The organism is Sorangium sp. So ce204, assembly GCF_051526795.1.
Taxonomy (GTDB): Bacteria; Myxococcota_A; Polyangia; order Polyangiales; family Polyangiaceae; genus Sorangium; species Sorangium cellulosum_B.
The window spans coordinates 149,047-170,622 of record NZ_CP150317.1; the positions used below are offsets into that span (position 1 = coordinate 149,047).

Below are 21,576 nucleotides of genomic sequence, written 5' to 3' on the forward strand. Positions count from 1 at the left end.
CGTGAGCCCGCGCGCCCGCCGAACGGGCGCCTCCTACATGAGCTGAGTCTGCGCCCCCTTGACGACGATCCCCAGCGCGTCGGCCGTGACGTTGTTGGCGCTGAACTGCAGGGAGGCGTTCTGGTTGTCGAGCACCAGGCGGGCCATGGCTGTCTCGGCCACGATCTGGGCGGCTGGGCTCGTCTCGAGCGTGATCCCGGTGGCGGCGCCGAGCTTGAGCTTGGAGAGACCGCAGGCGAGCTCGATCGCGGCGGGCCCGATCTTGATGTACGCGCCGGCCAGCCCGCCGCAGCGCAGCAGGATCTGGGTCGGCTCGATGATCAGCTCGGCGTCGTTCAGCGGGCTCGCGTGGGCGAGCTTGTGGACCAGGTACGATCCGACCAGCGCCCCGAGCGTCGCGATGCCCCACGTCGCGCCCGTGAGCCCGCCGCCCTTCTCGAGATCGTCCTTGCCCGCGGAGGCGCCGAGCGGGCCCGCCACCGCGCCCAGGGCGCCCGCGGCCACGGCGGCTGCCCACGGCTTCGCGGCGTCGACCGTCGGGGCGTCGGTGCTCCGCACGCGCAGGTGCACCTTGGAGCGCGCCTTGATGTCCTGCTCGTCGGCCGTGGTGAGCTTCTTCGTGCTGCCGAACTCGAGCACCGGGCCGTACGCGATGTTGCAGCTCATCCCGGCCGTGATCCCCGTGTTGAGCCCGAGGAAGACGTTGCCGTTCACGCCCGCCGCGATGCCGTAGTTCCCGCCGAGGCTCGCCCCGAAGTTGATGCCGGTGAAGAAATTCGAGTTGTCGCCGTACGTGAGGTTGACCGTCGAGACGTGGCTGCGCGTCGTCTTCCGCCAGCCCTGCCAGTCGTTGCTGAACGTCATCGAGTAGAAGTCCACGTCGAAGACGCCGAGCGTCCGGTTCGGGATGACGAGCCGGTAGTTCCCGAGGACGACGTCGGTGCGGTTGCCCGTGGTGACCGACTGGTAGTCCCCCTGGGTCACGACCGTGCGGCTGCCGTCCGTGTGATCGTAGACCCCGTCGCTCGCCGCCCAGCCGAAGTGCGCCGCTTTCCCCTTGTCGCTTGCGTCCGAGCTCGTGTCGTAGCCGTCGTCGAGGCTCGACCACGTCCAGCCGCTGCTGCCGAAACCGTCGGTCGGATCGAGCCGCGCGGACTCGGTGAACGTGCCGGCCGACGCGGTCGCCCGCTCGCCGTAGCGCAGGTAGCTGTACTTCCCGTCGCTGTGAGGGACCGCGATGCGGATCCAGTCCTCCGCGCTGCTCGCGGTGGTCGTCATGTCGTCCTGGCCGAGCTGCTGCTCCATCGGCAGCGCGCCCTCGGCGCCGGCGCGCGTCGCGAGCCCACCGCGCGCGCGCCCGAAGCCGCCTCCCATCTCGACCATCGCCCCGTTCGGCATCCGGATGCGGCCGCGCCCCTCGTCGGCGCTCGTGACCACGCGGCTCTTCGCGTTGGGCACGACGCCGGTGATCACCGGCCGCTCGGGGTCTCCGCCGACGCCGGTCCACAGCACCTCGGCGCCCTTGCGCAACGTGAAGTGCATGCCCTCGTCGGCCCCGCCGTAGGGCGTCGCCAGGCGCATCGGCACCGAGCCCTGCGCCTCGGCCGCGCCGCTCAGATCGAACGGCATCACCACGCGGTAGCGCCCCTCGGCGTCGACCGCGGCGACGCCCTCCGGGCCGCGCGCGTCGACGTGGGCGACCATCGCGCCCTCGAGGCGCGGCCTCGGCGTGGCGCGCGGCGGGCGGTAGCGCGTCGAGGCCGGGATGGCCTCGAACTCGCAAGCATAACACGGCCCGTCGCCCGCCCCGGCGCGGTGCACGGCGCGCGTCACCAGGTAATCGCGGTTCCAGTCGGCCCGGAAATGGCCAGAGAGCCCGAGGCGCTCGCCCGCGGCGAGCGGCGCGCCGATCGCGCCGTCGTACACGGTCGCGCGGCAGCGCAGCTCCTCGGCGCGCACGGCGGCGAGCGCGGCGCCCTCCTCGGGCGCCGCGAACGAGCCGCCCTCGTCGACGAGCAGCCCGAAGCCGCGCGCGTCGACCTCGGCCTCGGCCTCCAGCGGCACCTCGGGCGTGCGCTCGTTGTAGTCGAGCAGCACGAGCGCGCGCGGCGACATCCGGCGCCGGCAGCGCAGCGCGCGCACCCCTCCGGCCTCCCCCATCGCGGCCTCGACCGCGCCCCGGAAGCCCTCGGGGTGGTCGCAGAGGACGAGCCGCTCCGCCCCCCCGCGCGGCTCGATGAAGTAGCTGACGCCCGCCTGCTCCAGCTGCCGCGACACGAAGTCGAGCGCGCTCTCCTGGTACTGCACGGCGTGCGCGCGCGGCGGATACGCCCGCTCGAGCCGCCGCTCCACCTCGATCCCGAGGCCGCTCGCGGCGATCACCGCCTCCACCAGGTCCGGCACGCTGAGCCGCTGGTAGATGCGCGTCTGCCGCGCGAGGCCGAGCAGGGCGAGGCGCGGCACGAGCACGACCCGGTAGGCGTACCGATCGCCGCCGAGCGCGCCGCCCTGCTCCACCTCGGCCACGACCCCCGGGACCGCGCGGCCGGCGAGATCGAGCTCCCCGGCCGCGCCGACGAGGTCGTCGAGCGGCAGCGCGGGATCGGGCGACGCGAGATCGATCTCGAAGCGGTACGGGCGCGACAGCGCCTCCTCGCCGCGGAGCCCCAGCACCGTGAACGCCCCGGCCGGGGCGGCCTCGGAGCGGAAGTGGATCCCGACCGTCGTGGGCTTCGTCATCGCTTCTCCGAGATCTCGAGCATGGCGCCGGACGCCGTGGTGATGCGGCTCTGGTTGGCGTTGCGGGCCGTCACGGGCGACGGCGCGAGCGGGTTGAACATGGCCCCGAGGATCACCGGGCGATCCGGGTCGCCGTTGGCGAACGCCACGACGACCTCGGTGCCCGGGCGCAGCGGGAAGTGCATCCCGTGGCCCACGCCGCTGAAGGGCTGCGCCATCCGGACCGGGCGCGAGGCCTTCTGCTCGCCCGGCTCCGCCGTGTCGAAGTGGAGCTGCACCGTGTAGCGCCCCTCCGCGTCGAGCTGAGCGACGCCGTTCGTCTTCCCCCCGTGCCCCGGCTGCACGATCCCCGTCACCACGCCGGGGATGCGCGGCCTCGGCGTCCGGCGCGGCGGCCGGTAGGCGACGCGCGCCGGGATGGCGCGGAACGCGTTCCTGTACAACGGGCTTTGCTCGCCGGCGTCCTTGAACGCGGGAAACCTCGCCTCGTGCTCCACCGCGACGAGGAGCAGCTCCTCGGGCTCCGGGAAGCGCGGGTGCTCGATCAGGGTCACGCGCCGCCCGGCGGACAGCGCCGCGCGGCTGGCCTTGCCCTCGTACACGCGCTGCCGCGACAGCCGCTCGTCCGCCCGGATCTGCGCCAGCTTCCCGGCCTCCTCGGGCGTCTTGACGTGGCTGCCGTACTCGACCACGCCGCCGCCGTCGCCCGAGCCCAGGGTGGCGTAGGCCGTCAGGTCGAGCTGCGGTGCGCGGTAGTTGTAGTCCTGCACGACGTAGCTGGTGGGCACCAGGTCGGTCGTCACCTCGAGGGCGAAGATGCCCGCGGCCTCGCCGCGGGCGCGGAAGGGCACCGTCTCCGCTCCCGCGGCGGGGCGGAAGCCGGACGGGTGGTCGGTGAAGACCATCCTGTCGCGGCCGCCCTCGTGCTCGAAGAAGAAGCTGATGCCGACGTGCTCGGCCAGGCGGCTGATGAACGCGAGATCGCTCTCGCCGTACTGCACGACGAACTCGCGCTCGGGGTAGCTCTCGAGCAGCCGCAGCTCGACGTCCTCGGAGCCCAGGCCGTGCCGCTCGAGCTTGCTCCGGAGGATGTCGGGAACGCTGCGGTCCAGGTAGATCTCCTGCGTCTCGACGAGGGTGAGCCGGAACGCGCGCGGCACGACGCGCAGGCGGCAGGTGGCGCGCTCGGCCAGCGGCTCCAGCCGGTCCCGGATCGGGCCCAGCATGCCCGAGACGCGGCGGATCTCCTCCCCGTCGGCCTCGAAGACCAGGCTGACCTCGGCGCCGGGCGCGGCGTCGGCCGGGAGCTCGCGGCCCTCGTCGATCACGACGTCGAGGTCGAACGAGAAGAGCTGCGAGATCGCCTCTCGCCCGGAGAGCTCGCGGACCTTCACGTGGTCCCACGGTCCCCGCTCCGACTCGATGCGAACGCTCAACGTCCCGGAGGCTTCCTTCATCGCTCGTTCTCCGATTCCGCCGCGGCCTTCCCTGGGGCACCGGAAAGGTGGAGAGGCCGCGTGGGCGTGCGCGCCGCGTGGGCGCCGGGATGGCCGCGTGAGGGCTGCTGACACCCTGCGCCACCAGGGCTCGCTCTTCGGGGTTTCACGGGCATCGGAGCGTCAGCCTCGCCCCTTGCCGGTGCCGTACAGGAGCGCCCGCACATCGAGCTTCGCGGGGCGCTTCGGCGCTCCGAGGGGCGGCGGCTCCGGGGGCGGCGGTTCGGGAGGCGGCGTCGCCCAGGCGAAGGTGCCCCCCGCGGCCGCGTGGCTCGCCGGCTCTGGCGTGGGGACCGCGGGCGCGGCCGCGCTTGCGGTGGGAGCGCTCGGCTCGGCCGGCGGCGCGCGTGGCGGCTCGGCCGGCAGGGCGCGTGGTGGCTCGGCCGGCAGGGTGCGTGGCGGCTCGGCCGTGAAAGGAGTCGCCGGCTGGCGCGCCGCATGGCTTCCGGCGTCCTTCGGCATCTGCATCGTCCCCGACCTGCCGAGCGGAGCCTCGGGCGGCGATGGTGCAGGCCGCTTCGGCGGCGACGGCGAGGCGCCTGCGGGGGCCGGACGAAACGGCAGCGTCGCCGGGACCGCAAGCGCCCCGTTCGGCGCGATGTCCAGCGTCCCGGTGGGACTCATGCTCGCCGCGGCGGACAGCGCGACGGTCGACTCGAGGGCGGCGCCATCCTCGTCGCCCGCCGCGCCCGCGCGGGGCGCCGTCGCTCCGGCCCTGCTCACCACGGCGCCCGGAGCGGGCCACGCGATCGGCTCGCCCGGGAGCTCGACGCCGGCGAGGATGCACATGCGCGGGAGCACGTCCTCCGAGGGCACGGGGAAGCTGCCGCGCCACGTCACCGTGCAGCGCTGCTCGTCGCCGTCGATGCGCAGCATGTCGGCGCTCAGCGGGAGCTCCTGGTGCTCGGCGAGGCCGAGGCCCGCGAGGCCGTGGATGCGCGCGAAGCCGCGCGCGCCGGGCAGGCGCATGCGCATGCGCGGCGCGCTCGGGTGCAGGCCGTCCATCACGATCCACTCGTCGCCGCGCAGGAAGTGCGTGCGCTGATCCGGCGGCGCCGCCTGGAAATAGTCCCAGCTGAGATCGTCCGGGATCTCGCGTATACCGCGCTCCAGCAGGGCGCGCGGGGTCGCCCCGAGCAGCCGCCGGCGGGCGGGGCTGGCCTTCGAGATCGGGCCGAAGCCAGCCACGCGCCTCGCGTCGACCGGATCGAGGATATTCGGCTCGCCCGAGCCCTGAGGATGGCCCTCCCCGAACGGGTTGTCCGGGAAGCCGATCCCGCCAAAAGCGTGCTCGTAATCGATGGGGAGCCGCACGAAGCCGCCCCGCTTGCGGACCATCAGCGTCTTGTCGAGCAGCGTCCAGCTGCTCGAGAAGACGCCCAGCCGGACATGCGCCGCCTCGACGGGGCGGCCGTGCGGCGCATGCGCATGGCCCGTGAAGAGCACGTCGGCCTTGAGCAGGCGAGGGACCAGATCGGTCGTGAATCGGATGCTCCGCGAGGGGAGCCCGCCGTGATGGACGTCTTCCCTAAGGATCTCCTGCGGCGCGATGCGCTGCATCATCGTGTCGCTGGCGAACCCGAAGGTGGCTTTCACCATCGCGGTCACCCAGAGCTTGCCCTTGAACCTCCAGGCCATGGCGGCGGCGGTCGCAGCGCCGATCGGCGTCGCGCTCATATGCGGAGGGCTGCTCGTCGCCATGGATCCACCAGCGATGAGACCCGCCCTCCGGCGCTGCTGTCAAGCCATTGTGGCCGTCGCGCGGCGCAGCGATCACCGGTTCAATCCGCGCGTCCGCGCATCGGCGTTCCCTGCGGGAGATTCGATGTCATCGACGCACCGAGCGGAGCCTGCGAGCCGTTGAACCAGGTGCTGCCGGGCGGTCGTCGTGAGCCGTTCGGCTCGGCCGCGATCGAGGGCGCCGGAGACGCCGCCTTGCGGCGCCGGACGCGGAGGCCGCGCCCGAGCGCCCGCCGCCCGCGGCGAGCGCCGCGCGCTGTGCCATACTGCGCGGCCACGGTGGCTCCGGCACATCGCATCCACTACACGTACGCCGAGTACCTGGCCCTCGAGGCGTCCAGCAACGTCAAGCACGAGTACCTCGACGGCCAGATCTACGCGATGGCCGGAGGCACGCCCGAGCATGCCGCGCTCGCTGCGGCGGTCATCGGCCTCCTCTTCCCCGAGCTTCGCAGAGGTCGATGCCGTGCTTACGACGCCGATCTTCGCGTGCGTGTGCCGTCGACAGGCCTCGCCACCTACCCCGACGTCACGGTCGTGTGCGGGCCGATCGAGCGCGACGCCCAGGACGAGCAAGCCGTGACGAACCCCACGCTCATCGTCGAGGTGCTGAGCCGCAGCACCGAAGAGTACGACCGAGGCGACAAGTTCGAGCATTACAAGAGCCTCGCCTCCTTGCGCCAGTACGTCCTGGTGTCGCACCGGGAGCGCAGCGTGGAGGTGTGGACTCGCGACGTCGACGGCGACTTCACGTCTGCCATCGCGCGGGACGGCGACGTCGCGCTCCTCGCGTCGATCGGCGCCCGGCTCGACGTCCGCGAGCTGTACGAGGCTGCGGCCGAGCCGGGGGCCTGAGTAGGGCGCTATCGACAGGACGTGGTGACAGCCTGGCGGTCGAGCGCTCGGGCGCGCACGCGCCGTGAGCCGTGATTGCCTCTCCGCCTCTGGAATGCGATCGTCGGCCCTCTATCGAGGCAATCTCGGCTCGCGCTCACCCATCGAGCTCATGGCGGATTCAGGCGCCGAGCGCAGGGACGCCACGCTCCGTCAACCCATCATGGGCTGCGCCGTCCCAGCACATTTCTGCGTGGCAGCGGGTATTGACTCCGTGGCTCGTTGGGCGACCATCGCATCATGGCGCGCACAGCTCCGGTTCCGAACATCCCCGCGGGGCCGGAATGACGCCGGATGTCTTCGGAGGCACCGGGGAGAACAACGATCGGGGGCCGACGTGAAAACTCGATTCAGTCATCCTCTTCTCGGAGCCATCGAGAAAGGTATGTTCAGCCCGCAGCTCCGATCCATCTGCGGGGCCAAGCAGCTCACGGCCTCCCTGGCGCAGCTGAACGAGGTGGCGGAAAGGCTCGAGCCGTGGCGTGCTCCGCACTTCGAGCTGCGCGCGCGCGTCGATCTCGGGAACTTCTATCCCGAGACGGGACGGGTCACCGCGCTCGACAAGACGAACGCTCTCGTCAAGGGCGTTGCTCGCCGGGTCGGGCAGGCGAGCCGCCTGTCTCGCCTGCACGGGTTCGTGTGGCATGTTTGCGACGGGGTGCTCGCACTGCGCGACGACGTGTTCTTGCGCGTGCTGGGCCCCACAGCAACGAGCCTGCGGCCCTGGCTCGAAGAGTGCGCGGCCTTGCGGTTACAGTGCGTCTTTCCGGTGGTGCGAGCGGTCGACAAGCCGCCTATCGCGCCGGAGTCTGGCTGGATAGAGTTTCGCGACGATCTCGTCGATGCGACCGGGCGAGCAGCCCTGGACAACGAAGCCTGGCATCTGGATCTCCCGCTTGCGGCACCAGATAAGCGATGTCGGCAGAGCGTGGTCGGGTTTCTCTGCGCGACCGTAGATCCAGCGTCGAGGACGCTTCCGTTGTCACCCCGCGTGAGAGAGGCAGCATCGCGCTGGCTTTGTCGGCTGCACGATCCCGGCGACCCCGCGCGGCTCGCCTCGTGGGTGCTGGAGAACGGCGGTAGCGAGGCGCTCGCCAGGACGGTCGCTGACGCCGAGCGCTCGTTCGGTGGTCTGCGCAGCGTCGACCGGATCCAGCGCTTCGGCGGGATCCAGATGCTCGATCGAGCCCTCGCTGAAGGGAGCGTGGCCGAGTGGCCGCTTCAGCAGACGCCGGACGGCCCCGCGATCCTGGTGAGCCCGCGAGACATCGACAACCCTGACACCCTCGCATGCGTGACGGAGGACGGCAGGATGTGGGCCTATGGGTCGGCTGGGACGAGTGGGAGCGAACGAGCGACTCGGTGCGCGCTTTCGTCTCCCGCATTGCGTTGTGGGGACACCCCAAAGAAGTGCCGGTCCATGTCTCGCGGTCGTCGCACGGTCGTGAGCTCGCGCAGGCGCTCGGCCTGGACCAGGTCGAAGAGGCGACCGACTCCACCGGCACCTTCTACGCGGGCGACGCGGCGCTGGTGTTCGAGCGGAGGCTGTCCGAGGGGCGCGCAGTGACGTGGTTGCGCGAGCTGCGCCCCGAGGCGGTGCCTGTCTGGGACGACCTCACCTCGTCTGCCTGAGCTCCAGGGCGCGGCGGCCGACGTCCCATGCCCTTCCACGCGCGTGGATCGACGAGGAACGACGAGCGATCCCGCCACCGACGACACGCAGCTACGGCGTGATCTCGCCGACTCGCGGAGCACCCTGACCATGAGCGCCGCGCCGCCCAGCCCGTCGAGTAAGCTGCGCCGCATGAAGGTCCCCCGACTCACCGGCCGCGCGCTCACCGCGGCGCGCCTCGCCGCCGAGGCGCCCGGATCCTCCGCCGCGCTCCGGGAGGTGATGAAGCGCAGCTTGGGCATCGATCGCCTCGCCTCGCTTCCGGACGCCTTCCGCGACGACGTCCCCGCAGAGGCGCGCCCCCTCCAGGCCGCGCCGCCGCGGCGCTGGGAGGACGCCGGGCTCGGCGCGCCCCCCGTCCGCGACTGGCCCAGGCCCTCGGTGGCCTACGCGGCGGCCTACCGCAAGGGCGCCACCACCCCGCTCCGCGTCGCCGAGCGCGCGCTCTCGGCGCTCGAGGCCCTCGCCGCCGAGCGCCCGTGCATGAACATCGCCGTCGCCACCTCGCGCGAGGCGACGCTCAGGGACGCCGACGCCTCGACCGCGCGCCACGCCGCGGGGCGGCCCCGCGGCCTGCTCGACGGCGTGCCCCTGCTCGTCAAGGACGAGTTCGACGTCGAGGGCCTGCCGACCACGCTCGGCTCGCCCTGCGGCCCCCAGCCGCCCGCGCCGCGCGACGCCGCCGTGGTCGCCCGGCTCCGGCAGGCGGGCGCCGTGTTCCTCTGCAAGACCGTGCTCACCGAGTGGGGCATGTCGCCGATCGGCAACAGCGTCCACCAGCGCATGCCCCACAACCCGCACCACAGGGAGCGCGCCGCGGGCGGCTCCTCCACCGGCTCCGCCGTCGGCGTGGCGCTCGGGCTCGCGCCGCTCGCGGCCAGCGGCGACGGCGGCGGATCCATCCGGGCGCCCGCCGCGCTGAACGGCGTCTTCGGCATCAAGCCGACCTTCGGCCGCGTCAGCCGCGCCGGCGACGGCTTCAAGGGCTCGGTCGCCCACGCCGGGCCGATCGCCAGCAGCACGGCCGATCTCGCGCGCTTCCTCGACGCCGTCGCCAGCGAGCCCGACCCCGACGACGACCTCACCGCGTGGGCGCCCCCGCCGCCCCCCGGAGGCTTCGGCGCGCGCCTCGGCGCCGGCGTGCGCGGCCTGCGCATCGGCGTCGACGAGGCGGAGTGGCGCGACGCCTCCACCCCGGTCGCGAGCGTGTGCTGGGGGGCGCTGCGCGCGCTCGAGCGCGAGGGCGCGACCCTCGTGGACGTGACGATCCCCCTCGCCAGGCACGCGGCCTCCATCGGCTACCTCGTCATCGGCCCCGAGTCGCTCGCGGCGTTCCAGCGCGCCTGGAGGGAGCAGCGCGACCTCATCAGCGAGGACCTGCGCGTCACCTTCAGCCTCCTCTCGGGCGTCACCGCGCTCGAGCAGATCGACGCCGCGCGGCTCCGCGCCGGCATGCGCCGCGAGGTGGCGCGCGCCCTCGCCGGCGTCGACGTCCTCGCGCTCCCGACGACGGCGATCACCGCGCCCCGCTACGCGCAGGCCGAGGAAGGCCGCGCCTTCCTGGATCCCATCGCCCTCGACGGCATGTGCCGCTTCGCCTTCCTCGGCAACCTCACCGGCCTCCCCGCCGGCACGGCGCCCGTCGGCGTCGACGCCGAGCGCCTGCCCATCGGCCTGCAGATCCTCGGCGACGCGTGGGACGAAGCGGCCGTCCTCGCCGTCCTCGCCCACCTCGAGCGATCGGAGCTCGCGAGCGCGCGGCGCCCTCCGGGGGCGATCGATCTGCTCGAGGTCCCCGATCCCATCGAGCCCAGGGAGCGGTCGCGATGAGCCAGAGCGCCGGAGGTCATCCTCCCGACGTGAAGCCGGCGCCGGCGCCGTGGACGCTGGCCGGCGATGCGACCATCGTGATGCTCGAGCTCCCGGAGCGGCTGCTCGAGGAGCAGAGCTTCATCCCGGAGGCGCTCCGCCCCCGCTTCGAGGGGCGCTACAGCCTGCTGATGGCGCTCGACTACACGTCGTCGAACGTGGGGCCTTATCGCGAGCTCCTGTTCATCCCCGGGCGCTTCCGCACGCGCCGCGGCCTCTGCTGGTCCATCAGCAAGATCTACGTCAGCTCGTGGGACAGCGTGGTGAACGGGCAGCGCAACTGGGGTATCCCCAAGGAGCACGCCGATTTCGAGATCGCGCGCGAGGCGGACGGGAGCGAGCGCTTCCGGGCGTCGCAGGGCGGCGACGTCTTCGCCGATCTGCGCTTCGCGGCCGCGGGCCCGAGCCTGCCCGCCTCGAGCGCGCTCGTGCCTGCGCGCCTCCGCCGGCTGGTGCACCACCGCGACGGGCACGACTACTTCTGCGCGCCGACCGCGCGCGGGAGCGCCCGCCACGCGCGCCTGCTCGAGGCGCGCGTCGATCCGGCGCGCATGCCGCGCGTCGACGAGGGTCGTGTGGTGTTCGCCGTCCGGCTCTCCGGCTTTCAGGCCGAGTTCCCGGCCGCCGACGTCGAGCCCCCCGGCTCGCTCTGATCGCTCACCGCGGGGAGCTGCCCGCAGCGGCGTCGGGGCCGCTCGGTCGCTCGAGCGCGCAGATCAGCTGAGCGCGATCATCGCGGCCGTCGCCGCGTAGTCGACGCGCCGCGCGCGGTAGGGGTACGTCGGCGGGAAATGCTCGAGCGCCGCGCGGAGGCGCCGGCTCGACGCCCTGTCGAGCGGGTCGAAGCGCAGGCCCACCGCGCGCCCCGGGTCGCCCAGGCGCCGGCCGTGGAGCGTGCGCGCGATCGTCGCCGTCGCGTCGATCCAGACGCTCGTGTCCGGGATCCGGAACGAGACGATCACCGGCTCACCCGTGAGCGGGCGAGCGCTCGTCAGCACGAGCATGCCGTCGATCGACAGGTCGATCGCCCGGGTCCCGAGCAGCCGGAAGCCCCGCTCGCGCACGGCCTGGCACTCCACGATCGCAGCGCGGCGCGTGGCGCGGCGCTCGCTGGCGAGCAGCATCTCCATGGTCGTTCTCCTTGGCGCTGTACGCTACGGAGGAGGGCTACAGGTGGACAAGAAACTTACACGGCGGCGCCCCGCGCCGCAGGTGGCGAGGGCGAACGCGGGTAGCAGGTAGGGGAGGGGGTGGGGGGGCTCGGCGCCCCTGAGGGTGCTCGCGGCGAGAGGCGCCCGCGGCCGCTGGAGGGGTCGCCGCCCCGCCAGGTGGGCGGGGCGGCGCGCGGCCGTGGGTCTCTCTATCCGCCGGTCAGCGGCCCGCGCGGCGCCGGCGCAGGGCGAGGCCGGCGAGGGCGGCGAGCATGGGCAGGAGCGCGGCGGCGCCTCGGGTGCTGCCCGCGGGCGTGGGCCGCGCGGCGCAGAAGCCGTTGCCCTCGGCGAAGATGCCGGTCGGGTCGTTCTCGCTCTCGGGCGCGCAGGTGCCCGCCGTGCTGTCGGTCGAGCTGCACACCTCGCCGGACGGGCAGCTGTTGCCGTCGGTGCCGCGGCAGCCCGCCACGCAGGCGTGATCCTCGCAGATCATCCCGCTCGTCGCGCCGCCGCAATCGCTGTCCTGCCGGCACGCTGACTGATCGTCGTCGCCGTTGTTGGGATCGGTCTCGCCCTCGTCGACGGCGCCGTTGTGGTTCGCGTCCTCCACGCCGTCGGCCACGCCGCCGTCGTCCGTGTCCGCATCGAGCGGGTTCGTCTTCGTCGTGGGATCGGCGTCCGCGATGCAGGTGCCCGCGCCCGCGTCGGTCGCCGCGTTGTCGCAGGGCAGGCCGAGCTCGGTGCCGTCGAACAGCCCGTCGCCGTCGCTGTCGGGGTCGAGCGCGTTGACGAGGCCGTCGCCGTCGTGATCGTCGCTGAAGTTCGGCTCGTCGCCGTCGATCACGCCGTCGTCGTCGCTGTCGGCGTCGTTCGGATCGGTGCCGAGCTCGTCCTCGATCACGTCGATGAGCCCGTCGCCGTCGCTGTCCGCCGGCGTCCCGTCGTCCTCGCCGAGGTTGGGATCGGTCTCGCCCGCGTCGACGACGCCGTTCAGGTTCACGTCCTCCTGGCCGTCGGGCACGCCGCCGTCGTCGGTGTCGGCGTCGAGCGGGTCGGTCTTTGTCGCGCCGGCGTCCCCGTCGGGGCGGCAGTGGCCCGCCTCCGCGTCGGTGCCCTCGTTGTCGCAGGGCAGGCCGAGCTCGGTGCCGTCGAACAGCCCGTCGTTGTCGCTGTCGACGTCGCGCACGTTGATGAGGCCGTCGTCGTCGGTGTCCTCGCCGGGCTTCGGCTCCTGGCCGTCGGGCACGCCGTCGTCGTCGGTGTCGGCGTCGTCCGGATCGCTCCCGATCGCCTCCTCCTCCGCGTCGGGCAGCCCGTCGCCGTCGCGATCCTCGTCCACCGCGTCGTCGTCGCCGTTGTTGGGATCGGTCTCGCCCTCGTCGATGGCGCCGTTGTGGTTCGCGTCCTCGGCGCCGTCGGAGATGCCGCCGTCGTCCGTGTCCGCGTCGAGCGGGTGCGTCGTCGTCGCCGGGTCGGCGTCCGCGACGCACTTGCCCGCCTCCGCGTCGGTGCCCTCGCGGTCGCAGGGCAGGCCGAGCTCGGTGCCGTCGAACAGGCCGTCGCCGTCGCTGTCGGGATCGAGCGCGTTGATGAGGCCGTCGCCGTCGTGATCGTCGCTGAAGTTCGGCTCGTCGCCGTCGATCACGCCGTCGTCGTCGCTGTCCGGGTCGCTCGGGTCGGTGCCGATCTCCTCCTCGATCACGTCGATCAGCCCGTCGCCGTCGGTGTCCGCCGGCGTCCCGTCGTCGGCGCCGTTGTTCGGATCGGTCTCGCCCGCGTCGATCTCGCCGTCGAGATCGAGGTCCTCCTGGCCGTCGGGCACGCCGCCGTCGTCGGTGTCGGGATCGACCGGCGAGGTCTTGGTCGCCCCCTCGTCCGCGTCGGCGCGGCAGTGGCCCGCGTCGCCGTCGGTGTCCTCGTTGTCGCAGGGCAGGCCGAGCTCGGTGCCGTCGAAGAGCCCGTCGTTGTCGCTGTCGACGTCGCGCACGTTGATGAGGCCGTCGCCGTCGGTGTCGTCGGCGGGGTTCGGCTCCTGGCCGTCGAGCGCGCCGTCGTCGTCGGTGTCGGCGTCGTTCGGATCGCTCCCGATCGTCTCCTCGAGGTCGTCGCTCAGCCCGTCGCCGTCGGTGTCCGTCGGCGGCACGTCGTCCTCGCCGTTGTTCGGATCGGTCTCGCCCGCGTCGACGACGCCGTCGAGGTCGATGTCCTCGTTCCCGTCGGGCACGCCGCCGTCGTCGCTGTCCGCGTCGAGCGGATCGGTCTTGGTCGCGCCGGCGTCCCCGTCGGCGCGACAATGGCCCGCGGCGGCGCTGGTGGCGGCGTTGTCGCAGGGCAGGCCGAGCTCGGTGCCGTCGTAGAGCCCGTCGTTGTCGCTGTCGGGGTCGAGCGCGTTGATGAGGCCGTCCTCGTCGGAGTCCTCGTTGAAGTCCGGCTCATCGCCGTCGAGCACGCCGTCGTCGTCGCTGTCCGCGTCGTTCGGGTCGGTGCCGGCGGCGATCTCGGTGGGATCGTCGATCCCGTCGTTGTCCGAGTCGCAGCCGTTGTTGATGACCCCGTCGCAGTCGTTGTCGATCCCGTCGCCGCACACGTCGGTCGCCTCGGGCACGCAGACGCAGGCGTTGGCGTCGGGATCGCACTGCGGGGCCAGCGGCCCGCAGTGCGCGTCGGTGAGGCACTCGACGCACTCGTTGGGCGTCGCCTCCGTCTGGCAGTACGGCGTCGGCGCGGCGCACTGCGCGTCGGTCGCGCACCCGTCGATGATGACGTCGGTCGGCGGGGTGCCCCCGGCCGGGCCGTTGCCGTCGGTCGGCGTCTCCTCGGACGGCGAGCCCTGCTCTCCGGCGGCGGTCACGATCGCCTGGTTGGAGATCAGCCCCTCCGCGCCGGCGTCCACCGTGACCTGGAAGGTCACGGTCGTCGCGCCGTTGACGGCGGGGAGCGTGCCGCCCTCGGCCGCGCTCGCGCCCCCGCCGAGCCGCACGCGCACGGTGCGCGTTGCGGCGTCGTACTCGCCCTGATCGTCGCCGGCCGCGTCCGTCTTCGGGTCCGACTCGATCGCCAGCGAGCCCGGCACGTAGGTCACGCCCGGGGGCAGCGGATCGGTGAGCACGGTGTCGACCGACGCGTCGTTGCCCGTGTTGACGACCTCGACCGTGTACCGGATCACGTCGCCCGCGAGCAGCGGCTCGCCGTTCACGTCGACGGCCGTCTTCGTGGACGACGTGAAGTCCGGCTTGAACGTCGAGATCGAGGTGACGAAGCCGGCGAGGAAATACAGGTCGCCGTCGGTCGCCGCCTCGATGGGCGCCGAGGTCTGGCCTGCGCTCACCAGGGACGTGATGTCGAGGACGTCGATGTCGATGCCGGCCATGGCCCCCGGGAGCCCCACCATCTGCGGCAAGTCCCCGGCATTCGACACCGGCGTGCCGAGGTAGGAGCGCGTGCCGTTGAAGAAGTCGTCGGAGGGGTTCAGCGTGTTCTCGAGCACCTCGTTGTTGAAGAGGAAGCGGTCTCCGTCGATCGACGCGTCCCCCTCGAACGTGACCATGCCGATCTTCGCGTCGTAGCCCGCGTTCGGCACCACGAACCCCGAGAGCAACGCCTGCACGCTCTGGTTGGGCTGGCCGATGCGCGGGGTGTTGACCGCGTCCAGCCCGTGGAAGAGCGCGAGATGGCGCGGCGGCTCGGAGGCGAGCTCATAGAACACGACCATCCACCAACCGGCGAAGTTGTTGTGGTCGAAGTTGGCGGGGGGGGCAGCGATGAAGTCCTTGCTGTGGACGCCGCCCACCCGGTAGGCGCCGGTCCCGTGCTCCTGCACGATCGCGGTGATGTCCGCGAACGACTGGTAGTACTCCGTCGTCGTGCTGTCCGGGTCCGGGGTGAACGACCCCCCGAGCGGGGCGACGGCGTTCACTTCCTCCTCGAAGCCGCCCGCGCCGGGGCGGGCCAGGGTCACCGTGGTGTCCACGGGATCGCCGGACGAGATGTGTGCGCCCCAGTAGAGGTAGGCGTGCGTGACCGTGGCTCCGGCCGGGACCTCGAGCCAGGCGGTGCTCTGCGCCTCGCTCGCGGTGATGGTGGTGTTCGCCTCCGCCTCGCCCTCTCCGGGCGAATCGGCCTTCCAGTACACGTCGGGCGAGCTGTCGCCGAGCCCGCTGCTCCCGCACTGCGCAGGGTTAGCGTTGCCCACCACGGGCGTCGCCGGCTCCAGGTCCCCACCGCACTCGTACCCGAGCGTGTTGCCGATCAGGAGGAAGTCGCCCCGCTGGCTGACCTCCACGCGCAGCGTGGGCGCGGCGTGCGCGGCGCTGCCCTGCCCGCCCACGCAGGCGAGCCCGACAAGACTACCTAGGATCCAACGTCTCTTCACGGCGCCTCCTGCTGCTTCGGCTTCTTCTCGAGGATCTTGAACTGCACGCGGCGGTTCTTCTGGCGTCCCTCGTCGGTGTCGTTCTCCGCGATCGGGACGTCGGGCCCGTAGCCCTTCGACGCCAGCCGCTCGGCCTCGATGCCGCGCTGGACCAGCGCCTTCGTGACCGACTCGGCCCTCGCCTGGCTGAGCTTGATATTGTACGCGCGTCCGCCGCGCGGGTCTGTGTGCCCTTGCACCTCGATCTTGGTGATCTCCGGGTGCTCCTTCAGCACACCCGCCACCTCATCGAGGAGCTCGTCGCTCGCCTTCTTGATGGTCGCCTTGCCGGTGTCGAACTGCACCTGCTGGAGGATGACGATCTCCTGCTCGGTGACGCGCACCGCGACGGGGCAGCCGTTCTTCGCCGGATCCTGATCGGGCTTGCCCTTCTCGTCGGGGCAGGCGTCCTGGTCGTCGCGCACCGTGTCGCCGTCGCGGTCGCCGGGGCAGCCGTTCGTCGCCGGATCCGAGGTGCGGATACCGGGGATGTCGGGGCAGGCGTCCTCCGCGTCGATCACGCCGTCGCCGTCCCTGTCGGGCGGCGGCGGGCAGCCGTGCTTCTTCGGATCCTCGTTCGCCGGGCCGGCCTCGTCCGGGCACGCGTCGACGTCGTCCGTGATGCCGTCCTTGTCGCGGTCCCCGGGCGGCGGGCAGCCGTGCTTCTTCGGGTCGTCGTTCGCGATGCCGGGCGTGTCCGGGCACGCGTCGACGCGATCGAGGAAGCCGTCCTCGTCGCGATCGGACGGCGGGCAGCCGTTCTTCTTCGGATCCGGGTCGCCGACGCCGGGCACGTCGGGGCAGGCGTCCTTCTCGTTGACGATGCCGTCCTTGTCGCGGTCCGGGTCCGCGCGCCGGACCTCGGGCGAGTACGCGAGCATCGCGACGGCGCGGAAATCCGGCGTGCCGATGCCCGAGGTGAAGCCGGGGCCGGCGGCGACGCCGAGCTCGAAGTCGCGGAGCGTCGGCGCGAAGCGGTAGCGCAGGCCGAGCAGCGCCTCGACGTTCGTGTTGCGCGCCCCCGGGTCCTCCAGCACCGTCGACACGGTCGCCTCGGGGCCGATCTGGAGCTGCTCCTCCGAGCCCAGCAGCAGGCCGACGCCCGCGCCGCCGTTGAACATCAGGCCTTGCCGCACCTGCGCGAACGTCTGCGCCGGGCGCAGATCGACGCCGGCCGCGGCCGACCAGACGAAGCCCGGGATCCGGCCGCCGGCGAGGATCTGCGGCAGGCCGCGGACCGACTCCTCGCCCACGAACGAGCCGTCGCGGTCGCCGGTCGGCACCCACACGAAGCCGCCGACGGCGAGCTGGAACGGGTCGAAGTAATCGCCGACGAGGCGCAGGCGCAGCCCGACCCGGAGATCACCGAGCTGCACGTCGCTCGGCGACCTGAACGAGAGGCCCTCGGCCGCGGGGCTGTCGCCCTGCTGCAGCACGGCGAGCGGCAGGTCGACGTTGACGTGCAGCCGGTCCCAGAGCGTGAGCGAGGAGTTCAGGTGCAGGAACAGCTGGTGGCCGACGATCGCGCCGAGGTGCTCGTCGCTGCCCTGCCGCGTGAGCACGAGCGGGTTGTGCGCGTAGTCGCCGAGCAGCATCACGTGCAGCGTCGCGCTGCCGTCCTGGTTCGGCGAGGCCGCGTACGGCGACGGCACACCGAACATCCGGTCGCCGGCGGGCGCGGGGCTGAAGCGGTTGAGGGCGAGGCCGCGCGCCGGTCCCGCTTCCTGAGCGGACGCTGGCGCGGCCCACGCCGCCGCGGCTAGGGCGGCGGCGCCGCAGATCCATCGAGGGGGCAAGGGGGCTCTCATGCGCAGGATCACCTTGGGTGCTTTGGGCGAGCGGCCGTCGACTGCTCCGGCGCGCAGGCAAGTTGGGGGAAACGCGGCGTGCTCGACGAGGAGGATCGGCGAGCATCCTCGAAATCCCGGGCCGTCTTATAGGCTTCGCAGGACGCTACCGGTGGACTTTTCGATGCGCGGCCGTCCGAATTCGGATCGGCCTCGACAGGGCGGCTCTCCTGCGAGCCGGCCTTCGCAGCGCGTCGCAGCGCGGTCTATGCAAGGCGTGTGCACGCCTCGCCGTCGCGTGGGGCGGGTGGTTTGTCGGGGCTCTCGCGGCTCCAGCCGGCGCTGCGGCGGGCCGATTGAGGCCTACAGACATCAGCACTGCGGCCTCGGTGCGGCGGTATCGAGCGGGATCGAGCGGTATCGAGCGGTATCGGGCCGGGGGCGCGCCGTCGCGCCCGGTTGGCGGGCTCTGCGATGCTCGCGGCCCCGGCGCTGCGTTGCCGGAGGTCCGGGTTCACCGTGGGATCAAAAGTTCGTTCGGAGGGCGCCGCTGAATTGAAAGATGCCAGGGTTCGAGCCGATCTTGCCAACGGCGGTGAACCTGGATCCTGGCGTGACGGCCAGCATCGGCGAGCGGAGCGCGTCGATCGGTGAGGTCGACTCGGCCGGGCTCGTCGCGCAGGGCGAGCTCCTCGCCGCGTCCGTCCGGGTCGTGTCGACTGGCGCATTCCGCGCGGGAGGCGCGTTCCAGCGATCCATCTCGTGGGTGCATCGACTACCATCGTCGCCGAAGGGCGGCTGCCACCGGCGACTCCAGGCGACGGAGGTTTCGACGATGAACCTTTTTCCGGACGAGATGCGGCGTGATCCTTATCCCCTCTACGATCAGCTGCGGACCGGCTCTGCCGTGTTCCATGTCGCTCCGCTCGATCTCTGGATGGTCTTCGATTACGACGGGGTGAAGCGCGCGCTGACCGATCATGACGCCTTCAGCTCCGCGGTGACGCCTCCCACCGGCAAGGCGCCGGACTGGATCGTCTTCTCCGACCCGCCGCGCCACACGAAGCTTCGATCCATCGTCCTGCGGGCGTTCACGCCGCGCTCGATCGCGGGCCTGGAGCCCCGCATCCGGGAGCTGTCGCGCGATCTCCTGGATCCGTGGATCGAGCGCGGGGAGATGGACCTCGCGGCGGACTACGCGGGTCCGCTGCCCACGATGGTGATCGCGGAGATGCTCGGCATTCCCCCCGAGGACCGGGCGCGGCTGCTGCGCTGGAGCGAGGTGATAGTGAACCTCAGCCACGCGATCTCCGGCGGCGAGGAGGCGGCGAGGGCCGTGAGCGAGCACGCCGTGGTGAAGGAAGAGATGAAGGCGTATCTGGCGGGCCTGATCGAGGCGCGCCGGAGGGCGCCGGCGGAGGATCTCTTGACCCGGCTCGTCGAGGCCGAGGTGGACGGCGAGCGGCTGACCGAGGGAGACATCCTGAGCTTCTTCCAGTTCCTGCTCGCGGCGGGCACCGAGACGACGACGAACCTGATCGACAACGCGATCTTGTGTTTCCTCGAGAGCCCGGCGGAGCTCTTCCGCCTCCGGGCGGCGCCCGAGCTCTTGCCCTCGGCGATCGAGGAGGTCCTGCGCCACCGCTCGCCGCTGCAGATGGTGTTCCGCGAGACGAGGCGCGCCGTCGAGGTGCACGGCCAGGTGATCCCGGCCGGGAAGCTGGTGCTGCCCGTGATCGGCTCCGCGAACCGGGATCCGCATCAGTTCCACGACCCTGGCCGCTTCGACATCGGGCGCGACCCCAACCCGCACGTCGCGTTCGGCCACGGCATCCACTTCTGCATCGGGGCGGCGCTGGCGCGCCTGGAGGCGCGGATCGCGCTGCCGGATCTCCTCTGCCGTCTGAAGGGCCTCCGGCGCGCGAGCGACGAGCCGTGGGAGCCGCGCAAGGCGATCATCGTGCACGGTCCGGCGCGCTTGCCGATCCGCTTCGAGCCGGGGAGGCGCGCCGCGGTGCACGCCGCGGGCGCGCACACGCCGTGCCCCGGGTGAAGGCGGCGCCGCACGAGGCCTGCGACCACCTCAGGTCCTGTCCGCTCCGCTCGACTGCGCCATCAAGTCGTCCGCGAACCGGCGCATCAGGCGCACCAGATCGCTGAGGTCCTCCTCACTCCACCTGGCGAGGATAGGGGCCGCGAGCCTCTGACGCGCGGCGTCCAAGGCGTCCGTCATCTGCCGCCCCTCGTCGGTGATCACCGCCTCATGGATGCGACGATCGGCCGGGCTCGGCCGACGTTCGATGAGCCCCAGGCTCTCGAGCTTCGCGACCTGGCGGCTGACGGTCGTGTAATCGCGGCCGGCTCGGTTCGAGAGCTCGACCACGCCGATCGGCCCGAAGCGCTCGATCCCCACCAGCAGCCGAAAGAGGGCTTGATCCAGGGAGATGCCTGCCTCCGCGATCAGCGCCTGATCGCGCTGCGGCTGGTTCATGAGCGCCGTCAGGTCGACCATGGCTCCGTGGAGCTCGCGGAGCTTCTTTTTTGTGATGCGTGTATTTTGCACAAATTCCTTGACGCTCTGGAGGGCGCAGTTGTATGCATGATACACATTTCCGCGTCTTCGGTGCCTCGCGGGCCCTCAACGGCACGTGCGCCCTGCGCAGGGCGGGCCGCGACGCCTGGCGCGCGGCTTGCTATGTTTGTTATGTTTGCGCGACGAGCCGATGCGCCGCACCAACGCCACGCCCACGACGCCGCCCAGCTCGCCCGCCCAGGCGGAGCCGGCCCCCCAGCGCGACGGCCGGACGACGAGCCCACCGCGCCGCGAGGCTCGCCTCGGCGACGTCCTCGCTGCGACCGATTTCTCGCCGGGCGCTCTCGCGGCGATCGAGCGCGCCGCGCGCCTCCCCCTCGCGGCGGGCAGCACGTTGCACCTCGTTCACGTGCTGCCGGCGCCCGCCTCGCCCGCGGAGGGCGAGAGCGCGGAGCAGGCCGCGCGCCGCTCGCTCGACGAGATCGCGGCCCGCGCCCTCGACGTCGCCCGAGGCGCGGGGAACGCAGGTCTGCAGGTCGCCCCGAGCGTGCTCGTCGGCAGAGGGTTCGTCGAGATCATCCGTCATGCGCGCAGCCGCGGCGCGGAGCTGATCGTCCTCGGCAGGCACGGGGAGCGCCCGATCCTCGATCTCCTGCTCGGGTCGACGGCCGAGCTCACCGTCCGTCACGCGGACACGCCCGTGCTCGTCGTACAAGGAGCCCCCGCCGGCGCCTACAGGCGGCCGCTGCTCGCCGTCGAGCTCTCGGACGTCGCGCTCCGGAGCGCCGCGCTCGCGACGAAGGTCATCGACCCCGAGGTGAGCCGCATCCGGGCGATCCACGCCTACCACGTGCCCTTCGAGGACAGGATGGCGCTCGCCCTCCCCTCGATGGAGTTCGCGGCCTACAAGGCGCGATACCATGACGACGCGCGCGCCGGCCTCCGGCGCCTCCTCGACTCGTTCGACGGGCTCGGCGTGACGTGGGAGTCGTCGGTCCGGCGCGGCGACGCGAGGCGCGCGATCGTCCGCGAAGCCGCGCGGTGGAAGGCCGATCTCATCATCATGGGCACGCACGGGCGCTCGGGGATCTCGCGCGCTCTCCTGGGCAGCGTGGCCGAGTCGGTCATGCGCTCGGCGCCGTGCGACGTGCTTGTCGCGCGCCCCTCCTCGTTCGTGCTGGAGCTGCCCTGAGCGGCGCGGCGGCGAAGCGTGCCCCGGCGGCGCGCGGCGCCTGGACGCGCGCGCCGACTCGACCCGCCGAGGGCAAGACGGCGTGAGCGCCG

General features: G+C 72.4%; 13 protein-coding genes. 6 read left to right on the top strand and 7 right to left on the bottom strand.

Going from position 1 to position 21,576, the window contains the following annotated elements; all coding sequences use genetic code 11:
- Window positions 1-33 precede the first annotated feature (33 nt).
- The 3 genes from tssI to WMF22_RS00600 form a co-directional block, all read right to left on the bottom strand.
- Window positions 34-2,739, bottom strand: a complete 2,706-nt coding sequence (tssI, locus tag WMF22_RS00590) for a type VI secretion system tip protein TssI/VgrG (protein WP_438034492.1) — start codon at window positions 2,737-2,739, stop codon at window positions 34-36.
- Window positions 2,736-4,196 (bottom strand): type VI secretion system Vgr family protein, encoded by a 1,461-nt coding sequence (locus tag WMF22_RS00595; protein ID WP_438034493.1) that lies wholly within the window; start codon window positions 4,194-4,196, stop codon window positions 2,736-2,738. Before WMF22_RS00595 ends, tssI begins: the two co-directional genes overlap by 4 nt.
- 162 nt (window positions 4,197-4,358) lie before the next feature.
- Window positions 4,359-5,912 (bottom strand): DUF2169 family type VI secretion system accessory protein, encoded by a 1,554-nt coding sequence (locus WMF22_RS00600; protein WP_438034494.1) that lies wholly within the window; start codon window positions 5,910-5,912, stop codon window positions 4,359-4,361.
- Window positions 5,913-6,254: 342 nt separating this feature from the next.
- Between WMF22_RS00600 and WMF22_RS00605 the strand changes: the two genes are divergently transcribed.
- The 4 genes from WMF22_RS00605 to WMF22_RS00620 all read left to right on the top strand — a co-directional run bounded on the left by WMF22_RS00605 (window position 6,255) and on the right by WMF22_RS00620 (window position 11,063).
- Window positions 6,255-6,830: a Uma2 family endonuclease gene (locus WMF22_RS00605; protein ID WP_437297174.1), complete on the top strand. Its 576-nt coding sequence runs from the start codon at window positions 6,255-6,257 to the stop codon at window positions 6,828-6,830.
- 1,401 nt (window positions 6,831-8,231) lie between these two features.
- The gene (locus WMF22_RS00610; RefSeq protein ID WP_438034495.1) at window positions 8,232-8,501 is read left to right on the top strand and encodes a hypothetical protein; all 270 of its coding nucleotides are present in this window, start codon (window positions 8,232-8,234) and stop codon (window positions 8,499-8,501) included.
- Window positions 8,502-8,673: 172 nt separating this feature from the next.
- Window positions 8,674-10,371: an amidase gene (locus tag WMF22_RS00615; RefSeq protein ID WP_437297176.1), complete on the top strand. Its 1,698-nt coding sequence runs from the start codon at window positions 8,674-8,676 to the stop codon at window positions 10,369-10,371.
- Window positions 10,368-11,063, top strand: a complete 696-nt coding sequence (locus WMF22_RS00620; protein WP_438034496.1) for an acetoacetate decarboxylase family protein — start codon at window positions 10,368-10,370, stop codon at window positions 11,061-11,063. Before WMF22_RS00615 ends, WMF22_RS00620 begins: the two co-directional genes overlap by 4 nt.
- Before the next feature lie 63 nt (window positions 11,064-11,126).
- Here WMF22_RS00620 and WMF22_RS00625 read toward each other — a convergent pair whose 3' ends face one another.
- From WMF22_RS00625 to WMF22_RS00635, 3 genes are all read right to left on the bottom strand, one after another.
- A complete protein-coding gene (locus WMF22_RS00625) occupies window positions 11,127-11,540 on the bottom strand; it encodes a PilZ domain-containing protein (protein WP_438034497.1) in 414 nt (137 codons plus the stop codon).
- Between the two features lie 241 nt (window positions 11,541-11,781).
- Window positions 11,782-15,933 (bottom strand): hypothetical protein, encoded by a 4,152-nt coding sequence (locus WMF22_RS00630; RefSeq protein ID WP_438034498.1) that lies wholly within the window; start codon window positions 15,931-15,933, stop codon window positions 11,782-11,784.
- Window positions 15,930-17,780, bottom strand: coding sequence for an OmpA family protein (locus tag WMF22_RS00635; RefSeq protein ID WP_438034499.1), 1,851 nt, complete (start codon window positions 17,778-17,780; stop codon window positions 15,930-15,932). The genes WMF22_RS00630 and WMF22_RS00635 overlap by 4 nt, the downstream gene beginning before the upstream one ends.
- Window positions 17,781-18,594: 814 nt before the next feature.
- On the opposite strand from WMF22_RS00635, the gene WMF22_RS00640 reads away from it, so the two are divergent.
- Window positions 18,595-19,812 carry a cytochrome P450 gene (locus tag WMF22_RS00640; RefSeq protein WP_437301513.1) on the top strand — a complete coding sequence of 406 codons (1,218 nt, stop codon included), beginning with the start codon at window positions 18,595-18,597 and terminating at the stop codon, window positions 19,810-19,812.
- Between the two features lie 30 nt (window positions 19,813-19,842).
- On the opposite strand, the gene WMF22_RS00645 is transcribed toward WMF22_RS00640, so the two are convergent.
- A complete protein-coding gene (locus WMF22_RS00645) occupies window positions 19,843-20,271 on the bottom strand; it encodes a MarR family winged helix-turn-helix transcriptional regulator (protein WP_438037225.1) in 429 nt (142 codons plus the stop codon).
- Between the two features lie 211 nt (window positions 20,272-20,482).
- On the opposite strand from WMF22_RS00645, the gene WMF22_RS00650 reads away from it, so the two are divergent.
- On the top strand, window positions 20,483-21,484 hold the full coding sequence (locus tag WMF22_RS00650) for a universal stress protein (protein WP_438034500.1): 1,002 nt from the start codon (window positions 20,483-20,485) through the stop codon (window positions 21,482-21,484).
- The last annotated feature ends 92 nt before the right edge of the window (window positions 21,485-21,576 follow it).